Below are 14,776 nucleotides of genomic sequence, written 5' to 3' on the forward strand. Positions count from 1 at the left end.
AGATAAGGCTTTTAGTTCACCTTAAATTGCGTCAGTAGTGTTTCCATGCGATTAGATGCCACACGGGTTTGTTGTGCGCTTTGTTCACTTTGTAAGATAACCGCTTCGATGTTTTCTGCTGTATCCGCCACATGGCGCACATGCTGATCGTGGGCATGGCTGCTGTCGGCAATTTGTTTAATTGCTTGCAACAACTCCCCCACCAAACGATGGGCGTCACCGTTTTCGCTGGCGGCACTGGCGGCGAGTTTTAAGCCTTCTTCCATATCGCTCATGCCGGTTTCCATGCTGCTGACTGCGCCTTGTGCCTGTTGTTGAATGTTGTCGATCATCTGACGAATTTCATGTGTTGCACCCGATGTCCGTTCCGCGAGCTTACGTACCTCATCCGCCACCACCGCAAACCCCCGCCCACTTTCGCCTGCTCGAGCGGCTTCAATCGCTGCATTCAGCGCCAACAGATTGGTTTGGTCGGCAATTTCACTGATAACGGCGACAATTCGGCCAATTTCGGTTGTGCTTTGCGCCAGCTGTTGTAACGTCTGCGCCGAGGTGCCCACGGATTGTTGAATGCCTTGTGAGCGGGAGCGAATCATCTCCACCTGCCCTGCGGCGTGGTGGGTGAGTTGTTCTAACTGTTGCTGCACTTGGGCGGCGTGGGCGCTGGCGGTGTCGATTTGGTTGCGCTGTTGCCCCAAAGAATCCAACATTGCCGCCGTTTCTTCTAAGATATGTAAACCTGTTGAGCGGGTTTCGCTTTGTGCTACTTCGGCTTGGCGGTTGGCGGCGGCAATTTCGTGTGAAGATTGCACAATCCGCCGCACAATACTTTCCAACTGATCAATAAAGCTGTTCAGCCATTGTGTCATGGTGGAAATTTCGTCTGGCTTGTGCGCTTGTTGTGCCAGACGTTGCCGCAGGTCGCCACCGCCTTCGGCAAGGTTGCGAATCATGCGAATACTTTCGCGCAAGCGGCGTGACAGGTGACGGGCACCAAATTGATAGAATAAAAATGCACCAAAAAAATGCAGAAATAAAGTCAATAATGCCCCAACCCAGTGCGGTAAATCCAGTGCATAGCTGGTCGAACTGGCGACACCACCGGCAACCAAACTACACGCTAGATAAAACTTCATCAGCCGATAGGCCACAGGGCGGTTGCGATAGACCTCTTCCAAATCGGCTTCACACATCAAGCCCCAAGTATCAGGCGAACCAGGCAACTGAAAGGTTACACCGCGACCAATCACCGGAATATGGCGATAGTCGGCATAGCCGGGATAGGTGACAAATAGGTTTTCACCTCGGCGGATGGTTTCGCGCACACCTGGATGTAATTGACCGGTGGCAGGATCGTTGAAGATCAGCTCCAATTCGGTGCGTTTTTGAACTTTCACCGTCCCATAAGGGGTGCGGATGCCGTCTTTTAAATTGTCGCCTAAGGTAAATGCTTTATCTTCAAAGCGTGAACGAGACAGTGCTGTGCCTGCTTTAACCGCAGGATCAAACACCGATTTCGCCATAAATAAATAGTTGTCACCCGAGTCGTGAAAAATATGGCCTGCTTCACGTTGAATCAGGTCGCTAATCACATCATTCGGTACTCGGCCACACAAAATCGCTACCGTTTGTTGGTCTTTGATTAACGGCAAATAAAACATCAGCGTCATGTCATCATGAAACTTTGAGCTAGATGGGCCGAGTTTTTCTGTCCAAGGGTCGGCGTATGGACCATGTAACAAGCGTTGTTGCTGGATATGCGCTAATACTTTGGCTGGGGTATCACTGACACCAATACGGGCAGCGTGGCTAGAGGCTAAAACCTTACCCGCCAAATCAAGAATAAACAGTTCGGAAAAATCTTCAGCCAGCTGCAAGCGCCGCGCCAGTGTTTGATGGTCGAGCTGTGGCCACCGCCCTAAACACGGTTGTGCTAAGGCGTTGAGGTGGCTCCATTGTTGTTCTGCCCACTGTTTCAACAAATTGACACGGGTTTGTGCAATCCCAGTAAAGACTTGCTCCAAACCTTCGTAACGGTGGCGGTTGAGCAAACAAGACCAGCGCATGGCAAGCTTGCCGCTTTTACCGAACCAAGGCAGCCAGCGACGTTCGCTGTCACTCAGCGGCATAGAGTGGCTATGAAGTTGCATAAGGCGTATCCCCAAATGGCCTATTGTTATTGTATGAATGCGACAGGCTTTTGTTGTAAATGCGACATTTTAAGCAACTAACATGCCGCAACGCGACATTTTTCTTAATAAAAAAAGGAACAAACAGTGTTTTATGCTGTTTGTTCCCTTTTCTAATTTTTAACGGTGTTTTATTGATATTGATTAGCCGGTGTTGCGTAAGCCAGCGGCAATCCCGTTAATGGTTTGATGAACAGAATATAACGTTGCCTCATCATCCGGTTGTGCCCGCAGACGGCGCAGCAATTCCAACTGCACAAAGTTCAAGGTATCGAGGAAGGGCAAACGACTCTTGAGCGAACGTGCCAAGGTTGGGTTAGCGGTCAGCAACTCGGCGCCATCGGTAATCAAGCGGAAGGCGTTGACGGTGCTTTCCCACTCTTGGCGAATCATGCCGAAGATACGCTCACGCAAGGCGGCATCTTCAACCAACTGGGCATATTCTGCCGCAATGGTCATGTCCGACTTTGCTAACACCATCTCCATATTATCCAACACCACTTGGAAGAACGGAGACCCACGGTACAAGGTGCGTAAGCGTTCAACACCGGCATCACCATGTTGTGCAATAAAACTTTGTACCGCACTGCCCATGCCATACCAACCCGGCAATAACACCCGCGACTGCATCCAGCTAAACACCCACGGAATGGCGCGTAAATCCTTAATACTCTCCAGCGTTTTGCGCGAAGCAGGGCGGCTGCCGATATTCAGTCGTGCAATTTCACGAATCGGTGTGGCTTCAAGGAAATACTGCATAAAGCCTTCGCTCTCCACCAACTGGCGATAAGCGCGGTGCGCCGCCTTCGACAATTCACCAAGCAAACTCTCATCGGTACTGACATGGGTGTGATTGGCTAAGCTGGCTTCGAGGGTGGCGGCTAACAGCGCTTCGAGATTGCGTTGACCAATTTCTGGGTCGGAATACTTAGACGAAATGACCTCGCCTTGTTCGGTAATACGAATTTGACCCGCTACCGTGCCGGGGGGCTGGGCGATGATGGCTTCGTACGATGGGCCGCCGCCACGTCCCACTGACCCCCCACGACCATGGAACAGGCGCATTCTGACACCGGCAGCTTGGAACACATCGACCAAACGGCATTCGGCCTGATAGAGCTCCCATTGGCTGGTGAAATAACCGCCGTCTTTATTGCTGTCCGAGTAACCGAGCATCACTTCTTGCGTGTCATCGCGGCTACGCAACATATTGCGATACCACGGCAAGGCAAATAACTCGCTCATCACCCGAGCGCAGGCATCCAAATCTTCCACTGTTTCAAATAATGGAATGATGTTCATGCGGGCGGTGGCTTGGCCGTTGTTGGGCAATAACAGGCCGGTTTCTTTCAAAATCAACGCCACTTCCAGCAAATCAGAGGCTTGAGCACAGTTAGAGATAATGCAATTGGGCAGCGCTTCTTCGCCATAGCGTTGTTGCAGCGCCTGTGCCATGCGGAAAATGGCCAACTCTTTTTCAGTCAATTCATCGTAGCTGACGAAGGGAGAATATAACGGCCGCGCATGGCTGAGTTCTTGCAGCAATAAGGCCCGACGTCCTGCTTCATCCAATTCCAGATAATTTTCAACACCAGCGTGATGGAATAAATTTGCTACCACATGGGCGAAAATTTCCGCATGTTGCCGCATATCGAGTGGCATTAAGAAGAAACCAAATACCTCCACCGCACGGCGTAGGCGTTTTAACCGACCTTGGGTCAGGACACTGCTGCCATGTTGTTCCAGCGATTCGGCAATCGTCCGCAGATCGTCGCTTAATGCCTGTTGATGTGGGTACGGTTGGCTATCGGGTTGTTGATAGCGGTGTTGATAATTGACGCCAAGGGCGGCGGCGCTGGCCGAGAGACGAGCAAGAACATGGGCTAAAGCGCGGCGATAGGGTTCTTCACGGCGGCTTTCAGCATGGTCGGGGGAGTGTTCAGCCAGCGCTTGCAGGGCTGGACTGACTTGGATATGTCGCAAAGACAGCGACATTTCACGATACAGCCCTTCTAATTCATAGCCATAGTGACGGAACGCCACTTCGGCTTGTCGTGAAAGCGCATGTTGTACCACCTGTGCATCGACAAAAGGATTGCCATCACGGTCGCCACCAATCCAACTGCCAATGCGGAAAAAACTCGGTAGATTGATAGTTTTTCCCCATTCGGCGGCGATGCCTTCTTCCAAACGATGATAGAGCGCGGGCAGCGCGGCAAAAAAGGTCAGTGGATGGTAGGCGACGCCGTTTTCAATTTCATCTCGTACATTGAGCTTAAAGGGGCGGATTTCGCTAGTTTGCCACAGTGTGACCAAAACCCGCTTGATTTTGGCTTCTAAAATTTCTTCTTCTTCCGCCAATAATTCTGGATTGTTCAATTGCACCAGAAATTTGCGGATAGCGCGTTGGGCATCCAACACGCTTTGCCGTTGTACCTCGGTTGGATGTGCGGTTAACACAGGTACAATGCAGGCGTGACGGAATAATTCTTCTAAGGCGTCAAACGACACATTGTCTTGCTTTAAGCGGCGAATGGCGCGTTCGAGGCTGCCTTGCTGTGGCGCTGAGCCAGCCCGCTTATGTGCACGGCGGCGGCGGTTGTGATGCAGGTCTTCGGCCAGATTGGCCAACTGTGCATAAAACCCACAAGCCCGCACCAAAGTGGCAGCAGCTTCTGGAGACATACTGTGGACCAATTCGGCAAACGCTGGTGTGCCGAGGGTTTCCCGCGCACGAGCTGGGATCGTTTGGATTTCACGAAAGACAGTTTCACCTTTTTGTTCACGAATGACCTCGGCTAACAGACGGTCGAGGCGGGCGCGGTCGTGACGCAGGGGGAGGTCCTTGTCGAGTTCTCCGTTCATTTTTTCTCGCTATGTAGTCGGATGGTAAAAGAAAATCAGCAGACATGCCGCCGCCAATTTGCGCGAATCCGAACAAGCAGCACAGGGCCGAATGTTAGAATTACAACAAAATTACCACAAAGGAATACAAAATGAAGCAATTAGTGATCGCAACCCGTGAAAGTGCCCTTGCCTTGTGGCAAGCCGAGCACGTTAAAGCCCGTCTTCAAGCCCTTTATCCTGATCTAGAGATCCAATTATTGGGGATGACCACACAAGGTGATCGTATTCTTGATGTCACCCTGAACAAAATCGGCGGTAAAGGGTTGTTTGTCAAAGAATTGGAGACGGCCTTAGCCGAAGGCCGCGCCGATTTGGCGGTGCATTCACTGAAAGATGTGCCCATGCATTTACCCGAAGGGTTTGCCTTGGCTGCGATTTTGCAACGAGAAGACCCACGCGATGCGTTGGTGTCTAATCACTATGCCTCGTTAGAAGCGTTGCCGGCTGGGGCTGTGGTTGGCACATCGAGTCTGCGTCGAGAAAGCCAACTCCGTGCGCGCTTTCCCCATTTAGTGGTGAAGCCGCTGCGAGGTAATGTGCAAACCCGATTACGCAAATTAGACGAGGGCGAGTTTGACGCCATTGTGTTGGCGGCCGCTGGTTTAAAACGGTTGGGCTTGACCGAGCGAATCCGCCTTGAATTATCACCAGAACAAAGTTTGCCAGCGGTGGGTCAAGGTGCGCTTGGGATTGAGATTCGGGCTGATCGTGAGGATGTCTTAGCGTTGCTGGCGCCGCTAAATGATGCTGAGACTGCCGCATGTGTGACTGCTGAACGGGCGATGAGTCGAGCCTTGGGCGGTAGCTGTCAGGTACCTTTGGGAGGATATGCTGAACTGCAACACGGTATGCTCACCTTGCGTGCTTTCGTGGCTGAGCCGGATGGGCGTGTGGTTTATACCGCACAAGCGCAAGCGCCCGCTGCCGAAGCCGAGCAACTGGGGCAACAACTGGCTGCGCAATTATGCGAACAAGGCGCGGCAGCGATTATTTCGCAACTGGCACAGGCCTGATGTCGGCATTGCAAGGGGTGCGGGTCGCGTTGACTCGCCCGTTACCACAAAGTGCCGCATTAGCCGCACAGTTACGCCAACAAGGCGCTGCGGTGTTGTTCGCGCCGTTGTTAGAGATTGTGCCGATTGCAGCGGTGCTCGCTGAGTTATCCACAGCCGTGCCGGCAGCAGATTGGGTGGTATGGGTCAGTCCGAGCGCGATTGATGTGTCGTGGCCGGCGATGGCGCCGTTTTTGCTGTCCCACACTCGCTTTGCCACGGTGGGGGCGGCCAGTGCCAAACGTTTAGCACGTTACACCCCGCGCCCAGTCTCTTTTCCGACTGCCGCAGATGACAGTGAGGCGTTATTGGCATTGCCAGAATGGCAAGCTGTGGATGGAAAAACGGTGTTGCTCATCAATGGTGAACAAGGGCGACCGGATTTGGCACTAAACCTGATGGCGCGAGGGGCTCAGGTGGTGGTGAAAAGTTGTTATCGGCGCCAAGTATTGGCTGTCGATTGGCCGGCTTGGCAGGCCTTTTCTCCCCAAGCTGTGGTGGTCAGTAGTCGAGAAATTGCACAACACTTGTGGCAACAAGCTGACGCAATCGAGTTGGCAAGGCTACAATCGTTGTTGTTTGTGGTACCCCATCCTCGAATTGGCGAGACGTTACGTCAATTGGGGGCACCGCATGTGATGGTGACGCGAGCGGGTGAACAACACACGCTTTCCGCTTTAGATACATGGTTCAGAGCTATCGATGACCGTTGAAACTTCTTCTGCTACGCCAGCTTCGCCGCTGGCTCCACACTCTCGCCGCTGGTCGGTGGGTGTGCCCTTGGTTGTGTCTGTGCTGGCGTTGAGCATTGCCGGTTGGCAATGGTTTGAGTCACGACAAGTTTTGCACAGTGCACAAACCGAACTGGCGCGTAAGCTGAGTGATCAACTTAACGCCAATCAGGCTTTGAAAGCACAAGCCGAACAAACCCAACAGGCTATTCAGTCTTTGACGGCTCGATTAGGCACGATGGAAACCCGTGTGAACGAGGCCGCTGGACAATTTGCCACGATCCAAAATATGTACCAAGAGCTTAATCACTCGCGGGATGATTGGAAATTGGCCGAAATTGAGCACGCACTGACCATTGCAACACAACAGCTTCAACTGGCCGGCAATATTCCTGCGGCGATTACCGCGTTGTCGTTATTAGACGAGCGGTTAAACCAACAAGAACAACCGCAATTTATTGCCTTGCGTAAGGCGATTAGCCAAGACCTACAAACGCTGCGTGCTTTGCCCCATGTGGATAAAGTCGGTTTAACGGTAAAACTGGATCGCTTGGCGTATGCGGTGGACAGTTTGCCGTTGCAAATTGATATTGAGCGGACACAACCAAGCCACAGCCCGGTGGCGAAGGCTGAGCAAGGCGATGGATTCACGGCTTATCTGTCGCCATTCTTACAACAGTTGTGGAGTGAATTTGCCCGTCTTGTTCGCGTCCGTCATCTCGATCAACCCGATGCTTTGTTATTAACGCCAGAACAAAGCTATTTCTTGCGTGAAAATCTGCGACTACAGCTCTTGGATGCACGGTTAGCTGTATTGCAAGGCGAAGAAAATCATTTCCGTACCACGCTTTCGGCGGTTGAACAGCATGTGCGCCGTCATTTCGACACCCGTTCGGAGAAAGTGGCCACGTGGTTAACCAACTGTGTGGAATTACAACAAAGCCCCGTGGCGGTCGTGGTGCCCGATTTGGCGAATAGTCTCAATGCTGTTCGTGCGGCGCAAGGCTCAATGCAAAACCGCCCTGTGGCACCCGTGACCCCGGCGCAGGAGGGCGCATGAAATTTGTCCTCTGGTTAGTCGGCTTATTTGCCTTGGCAGTTGGGTTGTCGTTATTTGCACAGGTCAATACAGGTTATGCCATTTTGGTGTTGCCGCCCTATCGGGTGGAACTGTCGCTCAATATGGCGGTGGTGATCCTGATTTTGGCGATTGTGGTGGCTTATGGTGTGTTGCGTGGGTTGGCGGTGGCTTTCCGTTTGCCGGAGGAAGTGAAACGCTTCCAACGGCAGAAAAAATTAACTGCTGCGCGCCATGCTTTGCGTGATGCTTCTTTGGCCTATTTGGAAGGGCGTTATCAAAAAGCGGAACGCGAGGCAGTGAAGTCATTGGATGACGAAGAAAGCGCCGAAAGCCGTGCTTTGGCGTTGTTATTGGCTGCTCAAGCGGCACATCGCACCAAAGACTACGCCCGTCGTGATAGCCATTTTGCTGCCTTAGACCAATTACCTTCATCGGTACAACTGGCCCGTCATATGCAGGAAGCCGAACTGTATTTTGATGAAAAACGCCTCAATTCTGCCTTGCAAGCGGTGACCGCTGCGCGTGAAATCTCACCGAGTTTGACCGCCGCGTTAAAACTCGAAATGAAAATCCGACTGTTGCAAAATGCACCTGACTTGGCATTGCCGTTGATCGAAAAACTGCAAAAGTCGGAAGGCATTACGCAAGAACAAGCGCAGCGTTATCGTCGTGCAGCGTGGCTTTTACAGTTAGAGGGATTTCTTGATCTGGCTGAGTTGCAACAGTGGTGGCAAAAATTACCGACTACCGAGCGGATGCACCATGAAATTCTGTTACCGGTGGTGCGCCGGTATGCTCAGTTTGAGGAAGTCGATACGGCAGCAGAATTGCTGGTGGCCGCGTTGGATCAACAGTGGTCAACCGAGCTATTAGAAGAATTGGTCGAAGTGGCGGCAGAACTCAGCGAAACAAGCCGGCTCTCGCTGGTGAAGCGTGCAGAGGCATGGTTAGAAGAACACCGCCGCGACTACCGTTTGCTGTTGCTGTTAGGTTGGTTGGCCTTGGCACAACAGCTCTGGGGCAAAGCCCAGAGCTATTTCGAGGCGAGTTTGTCGGTCGAACCGAGTTTGGCTGCTCATGCCGCGTTGGCACAGATGTTCGAAAGCTTGGACCGACCAGACGATGCCGAGCGACACTATCAAGCCAGCGTTGAATTGGCGTTGGCGATGGGAAACGCCACGCACTAATGCAGTGTGTTGCGGACTTCTCCACTGTATAGGCCCAAACTCATCAAAGCGTGATGCAGACTTTCCAGCGCTGCATCACGGTCGGGCGCCAAATCAGGGGGTAATAGCCAAGCAAAGCCGGTGAGTTCATGGCCTTTGGCATGTTTAAAGCTCAACTGAAAGGCTAAGGCATCTGGTTGGTATTCAATACTGACTTTGATGCCATCCAGCCCCACGCTTTTTTCCAATACCGTGACCGTAAAGAATAACCGCCGTAGGTTGTATTCTTGTGTGCCGGTGGCCAAGCTTTCCCATAGAGGTTCTGGGGCAAATAATGTGGCTTCGCCATATTCAATGGTTTCATCCAACGCATTTTCGACCACTGGCATCGCTGCATCGAGCAATAAATTGCCAGCTGGGCGCTTATCTGGAGTCAAGCTGCCGCGTGCCACGCTAAAGACCACCCACGCTAAGACTAAGCGGGGCGTGGTTTGGCTGCGGTCTTTTTCATAGGCTGCCACCATTTTTTCCAGTTCTTCCGGAATAAAGGCGTCGCCGGCATCTAACGCTGGCGCAACATGAACCAACTGTTGGCAATGGCTTTCACGCAACATTTCAACAGAAAAAACCGTGGGTGAGACATGCAGTAGGCTGGCTCGTCCTAGGCCATAGGTTTCGCGCAACACCCCTTCAAGTTCAGACAACTGTGGAAAATACCAACAGTGCCCGAGGTGTGGCATGGTGTAAATCAGTGGCATGGCCCACAGGTCGTAAGGCTGAAATGTGCCATCTTCGCGTGCAATATCCGGTTGTGCGATTAAATCACGGGCGGTATTGAGCAAGGCTTCACGCAAAATCGGTTGTTCTGTAAGTGCTAATTGTGCCTCGGTTAACACCCGTGCATCGCCGCTGAGTAGGGCTTGGTGGACCCGTGCCATCAGTGTTGGCCGATACATCGCGTCTTGGTTGGCTTGGCGAGCGCTTTCGAGGAGAGACTGAATCTCTTGTGCTAACTCCTCTACTTCGAGTGTGGCCGCTGGGAGGCAACGCAATGGCCGCAGGGGCAACCCTTCGCGATGGGCGTTATAGGCCTCATCCAAACGCCAATAGTGCACCATCGCCTCATCACAGATTTTCTTTAAGGCACCGGCCGTCGGTTCGTCTTGGAAAAAAATAAAGTCGGTCAACGCAATGCCATCACTGCAAGCGTAATAGCTGACGTCCTCATCGGGGTCGTACAGCATGGCGCTTTGTCCCCCGTGGGCATTGCTGGCGCTATTGGCGGGCAGTTCAATGCTTTTGCGCATAATCCGGCACACAAAAGCGGGGGTTTCGGTGTGAATCAGATATTCGTATTCTTCAATCCCATTTTCATCAATGGCATCGCCAAAGATAAAACGATTGGGCAAGAAGGGATCGCCTTTAAGGCGCGAGCGCGGAGACAGTGGTTTCATGTCGCCTATTATACTGCGCTTTGATTTTAAAAACGGTTTCCACCGTTTGGAATACCAGCGGACATCATCTCTCCGTGGCGAATTGGCAATAGGCAGGTGTCGCGCTCACGTCATGTCATAACTCAGGCCGCAGCGCGACAGTGCTGGTTTGATGCACGACATCATTGTGTCGTACATTTATCAATGTGGCTTTGCTGGGACTTCGGTAACAAAACCGATTCGGGTGACGCCATTCTCTTGCGCTTGTGCTAAGACACGAGCGACTGGGCCGTAGTGAGCGGTTTGATCGGCCCGTAAATGAAGTTCAACCAGTGGGTTGCTACGGGCTGCATCGGCAAAGCGCGTGGCCAGCGTTGTTTCCGCGACGGGCTCATCATTCCAAAAGTATTTCCCTTCGGCATCAATGGTAAAGCGAATGGCTTTAACATCCTCTTTATGTTCCGAAGCGGTGGCCTGAGGCAAATCCACTTTAATCGCGTGGCTGAGGACTGGCGCGGTGATAATAAATACTACCAACAGCACTAGCATCACATCCACCAGCGGTGTTGTATTGATTTCTGCCATAGGCGCAGAACTGCCTTTATCAAATCCACCGAAGGCCATTATGCTTTCTCCGCACTGAGCAATTGCGCATGTAAATCATGAGCAAAACCATCTAAATCCTGTGCAATAACCCGATTGGCACGCAAAAATGCGTTGTAGGCAACGACGGCAGGGATGGCGGCGGCCAAACCGGCGGCAGTAGCAACCAAAGCCTCGCCAATTGGGCCTGCTACAGCTGCAATCGAGAGCTGCCCTGCACCGGCAATACCGACTAAGGCGTGGTAAATTCCCCAAACTGTGCCGAACAAACCTACAAACGGCGCTGTAGCACCGACTGTCGCTAACCAAGTCATACCATGCTCTAATCGACCCGTTTCACGGGCAAGACTCATCCGGATATTACGCACCAGAAATTCATCTAACGAGCAATGCTGTCCTAAGGTACGGGTGGCTTGGGCTTGGTGGCGATTGAGGCTATCGAGGCCACTTTGTGCGACCCGCGCTAATGGGGCTTCTTGGCCATGAATCAGTTGTGTTGCACTGTGTAAATCGGTGGCTTGCCAGAAGGCCTCGCTAAACTGGCGGTTTTGCCGTTTTGTCTGAAATAGATGAATACTACGAGTCAGAATAAGCCACCAACTGCTGATCGACATCAGCAATAAAGATAAAAAGACAGCAATCAGAATGCCATCACCTTGGCTGAAAACCAGAGAGAGATCCATCGTTAACCCTGTTGTTTGATATTAAAGTTGAGTGGAACAATGACCGAACCTGCAATAGCAGTCTCGCCGCGTTTGGCAGGGATAAAACGCCACCGTTTCACGGCTTCTAATGCAGCACGGTCTAATCGTGGAAAACCGCTGCTACGATGTAGTGCCACTGTTGTGGGATGACCGCTGGCACTGACTTCGACTTTTAGCTGTACCGTACCTTCTTCGTTCAGATCTAAAGATAAGGCGGGATAGGCTGGTTTAGGGTTTGAAAGATAGGCTGCAGCAAAATTGGGCGCTGTTTCTTTTTCTGGTGCGGCATGAGGGCTGCTTTTGCCTTCTTTGCCCTGTTCTGTCTGTTCGCCTTGTGCTGTGCTTGATGTATCCGGTGTGTTTGCCTGCGCGATGGCATTTGAGGGCACCTGTGGACGTGCAATAGGCTTTTTCGGCGTTGGTAAAGTGGTTTGTTTGACCTCTTTCTTTGGAGCCGGTTTTTCTTTGCGTGGTTCAGGTTTTGCGGGCTCGGGTGCCGGTGGTTGTGGTGTCGGCGCTTGCACTGTCGCATCCACTAACTGCAACAGTTGTGGTTGAGGCGGCGGTGTTTTGTCTACTGCGCTACTGTGTTGCAAGGCAAACAGCACGCCGGCGTGGGCGAGTAACACAAAGCCAAAAGAGAGGGTATGGGATAAACGTGACATCTTACTATGATAACGATAACACTTCTCATTTGTAAACAAGTCTGATCATATCCCTCATCTCGCCACAATTTTCTTTTCTTGTCTTGCGACAGAGTGTCGCAGCTGGGCTGTGTGATATGGTTGCTTGCAATTTCTGCCAATGTCGGCATTTATCCCTCTCGCCAACGTGGTCGTGTGGCGTCTCGTTTTTTAAGGGCATGACATGCAACAATTTGATGGAACGACAATCGTGTCGATTCGCCGGGGCCAACAAGTGGCACTGGGCGGCGATGGCCAAGTGACCTTGGGTAACATCGTCATTAAATCAACCGCGCGCAAAATTCGCCGTTTGTATCACGATAAAGTGCTAGCTGGCTTTGCTGGTGGAACAGCTGATGCCTTCACCTTGTTTGAGCGTTTTGAAGCAAAGTTAGAAAAACATCAGGGCCATCTGGTTCGCGCAGCTGTTGAATTGGCTAAAGATTGGCGTACCGATCGCATGCTGCGTCGTTTAGAAGCCATGCTGATTGTGGCCGATCGTGAAGCAACCTTGATTATTACTGGGAATGGTGATGTGTTAGAACCAGAACAAGGGATTGCCGCTATTGGATCAGGCGGTGCTTTTGCCCAATCTGCTGCACGGGCCTTATTCGAAAACACCGATTTGAGTCCGGCTGACATTGTGAAAAAATCGCTTACGATTGCTGGCGATATTTGTATTTATACCAATCAAAATCATTTGATCGAAACACTGGATTGAGTTGAACCGATTATGAGCCAAATGACGCCACAAGAGATTGTGCACGAACTCGACAAACATATCGTCGGACAACAAGAAGCCAAGAAAGCCGTTGCCATTGCCTTGCGTAACCGCTGGCGGCGACAACAAGTGCCCGAGCCATTACGGCATGAAATCACCCCTAAGAATATTTTGATGATTGGGCCGACTGGGGTGGGTAAGACAGAAATTGCTCGGCGTTTAGCACGCTTGTCGAATGCCCCTTTTATTAAAATCGAAGCCACTAAATTTACCGAAGTTGGTTATGTGGGCCGCGATGTCGATTCGATTATTCGTGATCTGATGGAAATTGCCATCAAACAAGAGCGCGAACAGGCGATGACTCGGCAACGTCATCGGGCTGAAGATGCTGCTGAAGAGCGGATTTTGGATGCGCTATTGCCACCTGCCCGTTCACCAGTGGTGGGTTTTGCTGATGAACCAGCTGAACCTGTCCGCCAAGATAATGAAACACGGCAAAAATTCCGCAAGATGTTGCGTGAAGGGAAGTTGGACGATAAAGACATCGATATCGAACTGCAACAAACCGCACCACATATTGAAATGTTGGCACCTGCTGGGATGGAAGAGTTGACTCAACAAATCCAAGGCATGTTTGCCAATATGAATACTGGCAAGAAAAAAAGTCGCAAGCTGAGAATTGCTGAAGCGCGTAAATTGTTGGTGGAAGAAGAAGCGGCCAAATTGCTCAATGAGGACGACATTAAACAGGCTGCACTGAATAATGTAGAGCAAAACGGGATTGTATTTTTAGACGAGATTGACAAAGTCACCAGCCGTAGCGAAGGTCATGGGGCGGATGTCTCGCGTGCAGGGGTGCAGCGTGATTTACTGCCCTTGGTAGAAGGCACTACCGTGAACACCAAATATGGCATGGTGAAAACCGACCATATTCTATTTATTGCTTCTGGTGCATTCCATTTAGCGAAGCCTTCAGATTTGATTCCTGAGCTACAAGGGCGTTTCCCTATCCGTGTTGAATTGAAATCACTGTCGGTGGCCGATTTTGAACGTATCTTGACAGCGACTGACGCCTGTTTAACACAACAGTATCAGGCACTATTAGCTACCGAAGGCTGTCAGGTGCAATTTAAAGAGGATGGCATTCGTCGATTAGCCGAGATTGCGTTTAGTGTGAATGAGAAAACGGAAAACATCGGCGCGCGGCGACTTTACACCGTGATGGAACGGCTATTAGAAGATTTAAGCTTTAATGCGAAGACTGGAAACGTCGAAATTGATGCAAATTATGTTGATTCACGCTTAGAAAGCTTGTCTCAGCGGGAAGATTTGGCGCGCTACGTCTTGTAACGCCTGTCTTGTTCGAAGAATTGCCACTAAATAGTGGCAATTCTTTTTTCAGAAAATCAATGCTTTATCTACTTTTCTAGATTTTTTTGGTGATTAGGTGTTGACGATGGTTGGTGGAGTGGGTATAGTTCGCTTCCTCGCTGCAACACAGCAGCA

Annotated in this window: 12 protein-coding genes; 6 read left to right on the forward strand and 6 right to left on the reverse strand. The window is 51.3% G+C overall.

Features of this window, described 5'->3' with window-relative positions:
• Positions 1–11: 11 nt before the first annotated feature.
• Both ACTBZS_RS09515 and ppc read right to left on the reverse strand, forming a co-directional pair.
• Complete coding sequence (locus tag ACTBZS_RS09515) at positions 12–2,150, reverse strand: methyl-accepting chemotaxis protein (protein ID WP_463043953.1); 2,139 nt, start codon at positions 2,148–2,150, stop codon at positions 12–14.
• A gap of 183 nt (positions 2,151–2,333) precedes the next feature.
• The gene (gene ppc / locus ACTBZS_RS09520) at positions 2,334–5,054 is read right to left on the reverse strand and encodes a phosphoenolpyruvate carboxylase (RefSeq protein WP_463043954.1); all 2,721 of its coding nucleotides are present in this window, start codon (positions 5,052–5,054) and stop codon (positions 2,334–2,336) included.
• A 131-nt stretch (positions 5,055–5,185) separates the two neighbouring features.
• Here ppc and hemC point away from each other — a divergent pair, with 131 nt between their 5' ends.
• The 4 genes from hemC to ACTBZS_RS09540 are packed head-to-tail and all read left to right on the forward strand — an operon-like array spanning position 5,186 to position 9,147.
• Positions 5,186–6,109: a hydroxymethylbilane synthase gene (gene hemC / locus ACTBZS_RS09525; RefSeq protein WP_460431015.1), complete on the forward strand. Its 924-nt coding sequence runs from the start codon at positions 5,186–5,188 to the stop codon at positions 6,107–6,109.
• Entirely contained in the window at positions 6,109–6,861 is a 753-nt protein-coding gene (locus ACTBZS_RS09530) for a uroporphyrinogen-III synthase (protein ID WP_463043955.1), read from the forward strand. The genes hemC and ACTBZS_RS09530 overlap by 1 nt, the downstream gene beginning before the upstream one ends.
• On the forward strand, positions 6,851–7,939 hold the full coding sequence (locus tag ACTBZS_RS09535; RefSeq protein ID WP_463043956.1) for a uroporphyrinogen-III C-methyltransferase: 1,089 nt from the start codon (positions 6,851–6,853) through the stop codon (positions 7,937–7,939). The genes ACTBZS_RS09530 and ACTBZS_RS09535 overlap by 11 nt, the downstream gene beginning before the upstream one ends.
• Positions 7,936–9,147, forward strand: coding sequence for a heme biosynthesis HemY N-terminal domain-containing protein (locus ACTBZS_RS09540; protein ID WP_022653620.1), 1,212 nt, complete (start codon positions 7,936–7,938; stop codon positions 9,145–9,147). Before ACTBZS_RS09535 ends, ACTBZS_RS09540 begins: the two co-directional genes overlap by 4 nt.
• Here ACTBZS_RS09540 and ACTBZS_RS09545 read toward each other — a convergent pair.
• The 4 genes from ACTBZS_RS09545 to ACTBZS_RS09560 form a co-directional block, all read right to left on the reverse strand.
• On the reverse strand, positions 9,144–10,580 hold the full coding sequence (locus tag ACTBZS_RS09545) for a hypothetical protein (RefSeq protein WP_460431012.1): 1,437 nt from the start codon (positions 10,578–10,580) through the stop codon (positions 9,144–9,146). The two genes, ACTBZS_RS09540 and ACTBZS_RS09545, sit on opposite strands and share 4 nt — an antisense overlap.
• Positions 10,581–10,760: 180 nt before the next feature.
• Complete coding sequence (locus ACTBZS_RS09550; protein WP_460431011.1) at positions 10,761–11,183, reverse strand: ExbD/TolR family protein; 423 nt, start codon at positions 11,181–11,183, stop codon at positions 10,761–10,763.
• Positions 11,183–11,845 carry a MotA/TolQ/ExbB proton channel family protein gene (locus ACTBZS_RS09555; RefSeq protein ID WP_460431010.1) on the reverse strand — a complete coding sequence of 221 codons (663 nt, stop codon included), beginning with the start codon at positions 11,843–11,845 and terminating at the stop codon, positions 11,183–11,185. Before ACTBZS_RS09555 ends, ACTBZS_RS09550 begins: the two co-directional genes overlap by 1 nt.
• 2 nt (positions 11,846–11,847) lie before the next feature.
• Positions 11,848–12,531: an energy transducer TonB gene (locus ACTBZS_RS09560; protein ID WP_463043957.1), complete on the reverse strand. Its 684-nt coding sequence runs from the start codon at positions 12,529–12,531 to the stop codon at positions 11,848–11,850.
• A 202-nt stretch (positions 12,532–12,733) separates the two neighbouring features.
• Here ACTBZS_RS09560 and hslV point away from each other — a divergent pair, with 202 nt between their 5' ends.
• On the forward strand, positions 12,734–13,270 hold the full coding sequence (hslV, locus tag ACTBZS_RS09565) for an ATP-dependent protease subunit HslV (protein ID WP_022653625.1): 537 nt from the start codon (positions 12,734–12,736) through the stop codon (positions 13,268–13,270).
• A 12-nt stretch (positions 13,271–13,282) separates the two neighbouring features.
• Entirely contained in the window at positions 13,283–14,620 is a 1,338-nt protein-coding gene (hslU, locus tag ACTBZS_RS09570; RefSeq protein WP_460431008.1) for an ATP-dependent protease ATPase subunit HslU, read from the forward strand.
• Positions 14,621–14,776: the final 156 nt, after the last annotated feature.

It is taken from the genome of Aquaspirillum sp. (assembly GCF_055136605.1).

What these genes read in the sequence shown, in the direction of transcription:
- hslU (WP_460431008.1), top strand. Translation starts at nt 13,283, where the DNA reads ATGAGCCAAATGACGCCACAAGAGATTGTGCACGAACTCGACAAACAT.
- ACTBZS_RS09560 (WP_463043957.1), bottom strand. Translation starts at nt 12,531, where the DNA reads ATGTCACGTTTATCCCATACCCTCTCTTTTGGCTTTGTGTTACTCGCC.
- ACTBZS_RS09535 (WP_463043956.1), top strand. Translation starts at nt 6,851, where the DNA reads ATGACCGTTGAAACTTCTTCTGCTACGCCAGCTTCGCCGCTGGCTCCA.
- hslV (WP_022653625.1), top strand. Translation starts at nt 12,734, where the DNA reads ATGCAACAATTTGATGGAACGACAATCGTGTCGATTCGCCGGGGCCAA.
- ACTBZS_RS09515 (WP_463043953.1), bottom strand. Translation starts at nt 2,150, where the DNA reads ATGCAACTTCATAGCCACTCTATGCCGCTGAGTGACAGCGAACGTCGC.
- ACTBZS_RS09540 (WP_022653620.1), top strand. Translation starts at nt 7,936, where the DNA reads ATGAAATTTGTCCTCTGGTTAGTCGGCTTATTTGCCTTGGCAGTTGGG.
- hemC (WP_460431015.1), top strand. Translation starts at nt 5,186, where the DNA reads ATGAAGCAATTAGTGATCGCAACCCGTGAAAGTGCCCTTGCCTTGTGG.
- ACTBZS_RS09530 (WP_463043955.1), top strand. Translation starts at nt 6,109, where the DNA reads ATGTCGGCATTGCAAGGGGTGCGGGTCGCGTTGACTCGCCCGTTACCA.
- ACTBZS_RS09550 (WP_460431011.1), bottom strand. Translation starts at nt 11,183, where the DNA reads ATGGCCTTCGGTGGATTTGATAAAGGCAGTTCTGCGCCTATGGCAGAA.
- ACTBZS_RS09555 (WP_460431010.1), bottom strand. Translation starts at nt 11,845, where the DNA reads ATGGATCTCTCTCTGGTTTTCAGCCAAGGTGATGGCATTCTGATTGCT.
- ppc (WP_463043954.1), bottom strand. Translation starts at nt 5,054, where the DNA reads ATGAACGGAGAACTCGACAAGGACCTCCCCCTGCGTCACGACCGCGCC.
- ACTBZS_RS09545 (WP_460431012.1), bottom strand. Translation starts at nt 10,580, where the DNA reads ATGAAACCACTGTCTCCGCGCTCGCGCCTTAAAGGCGATCCCTTCTTG.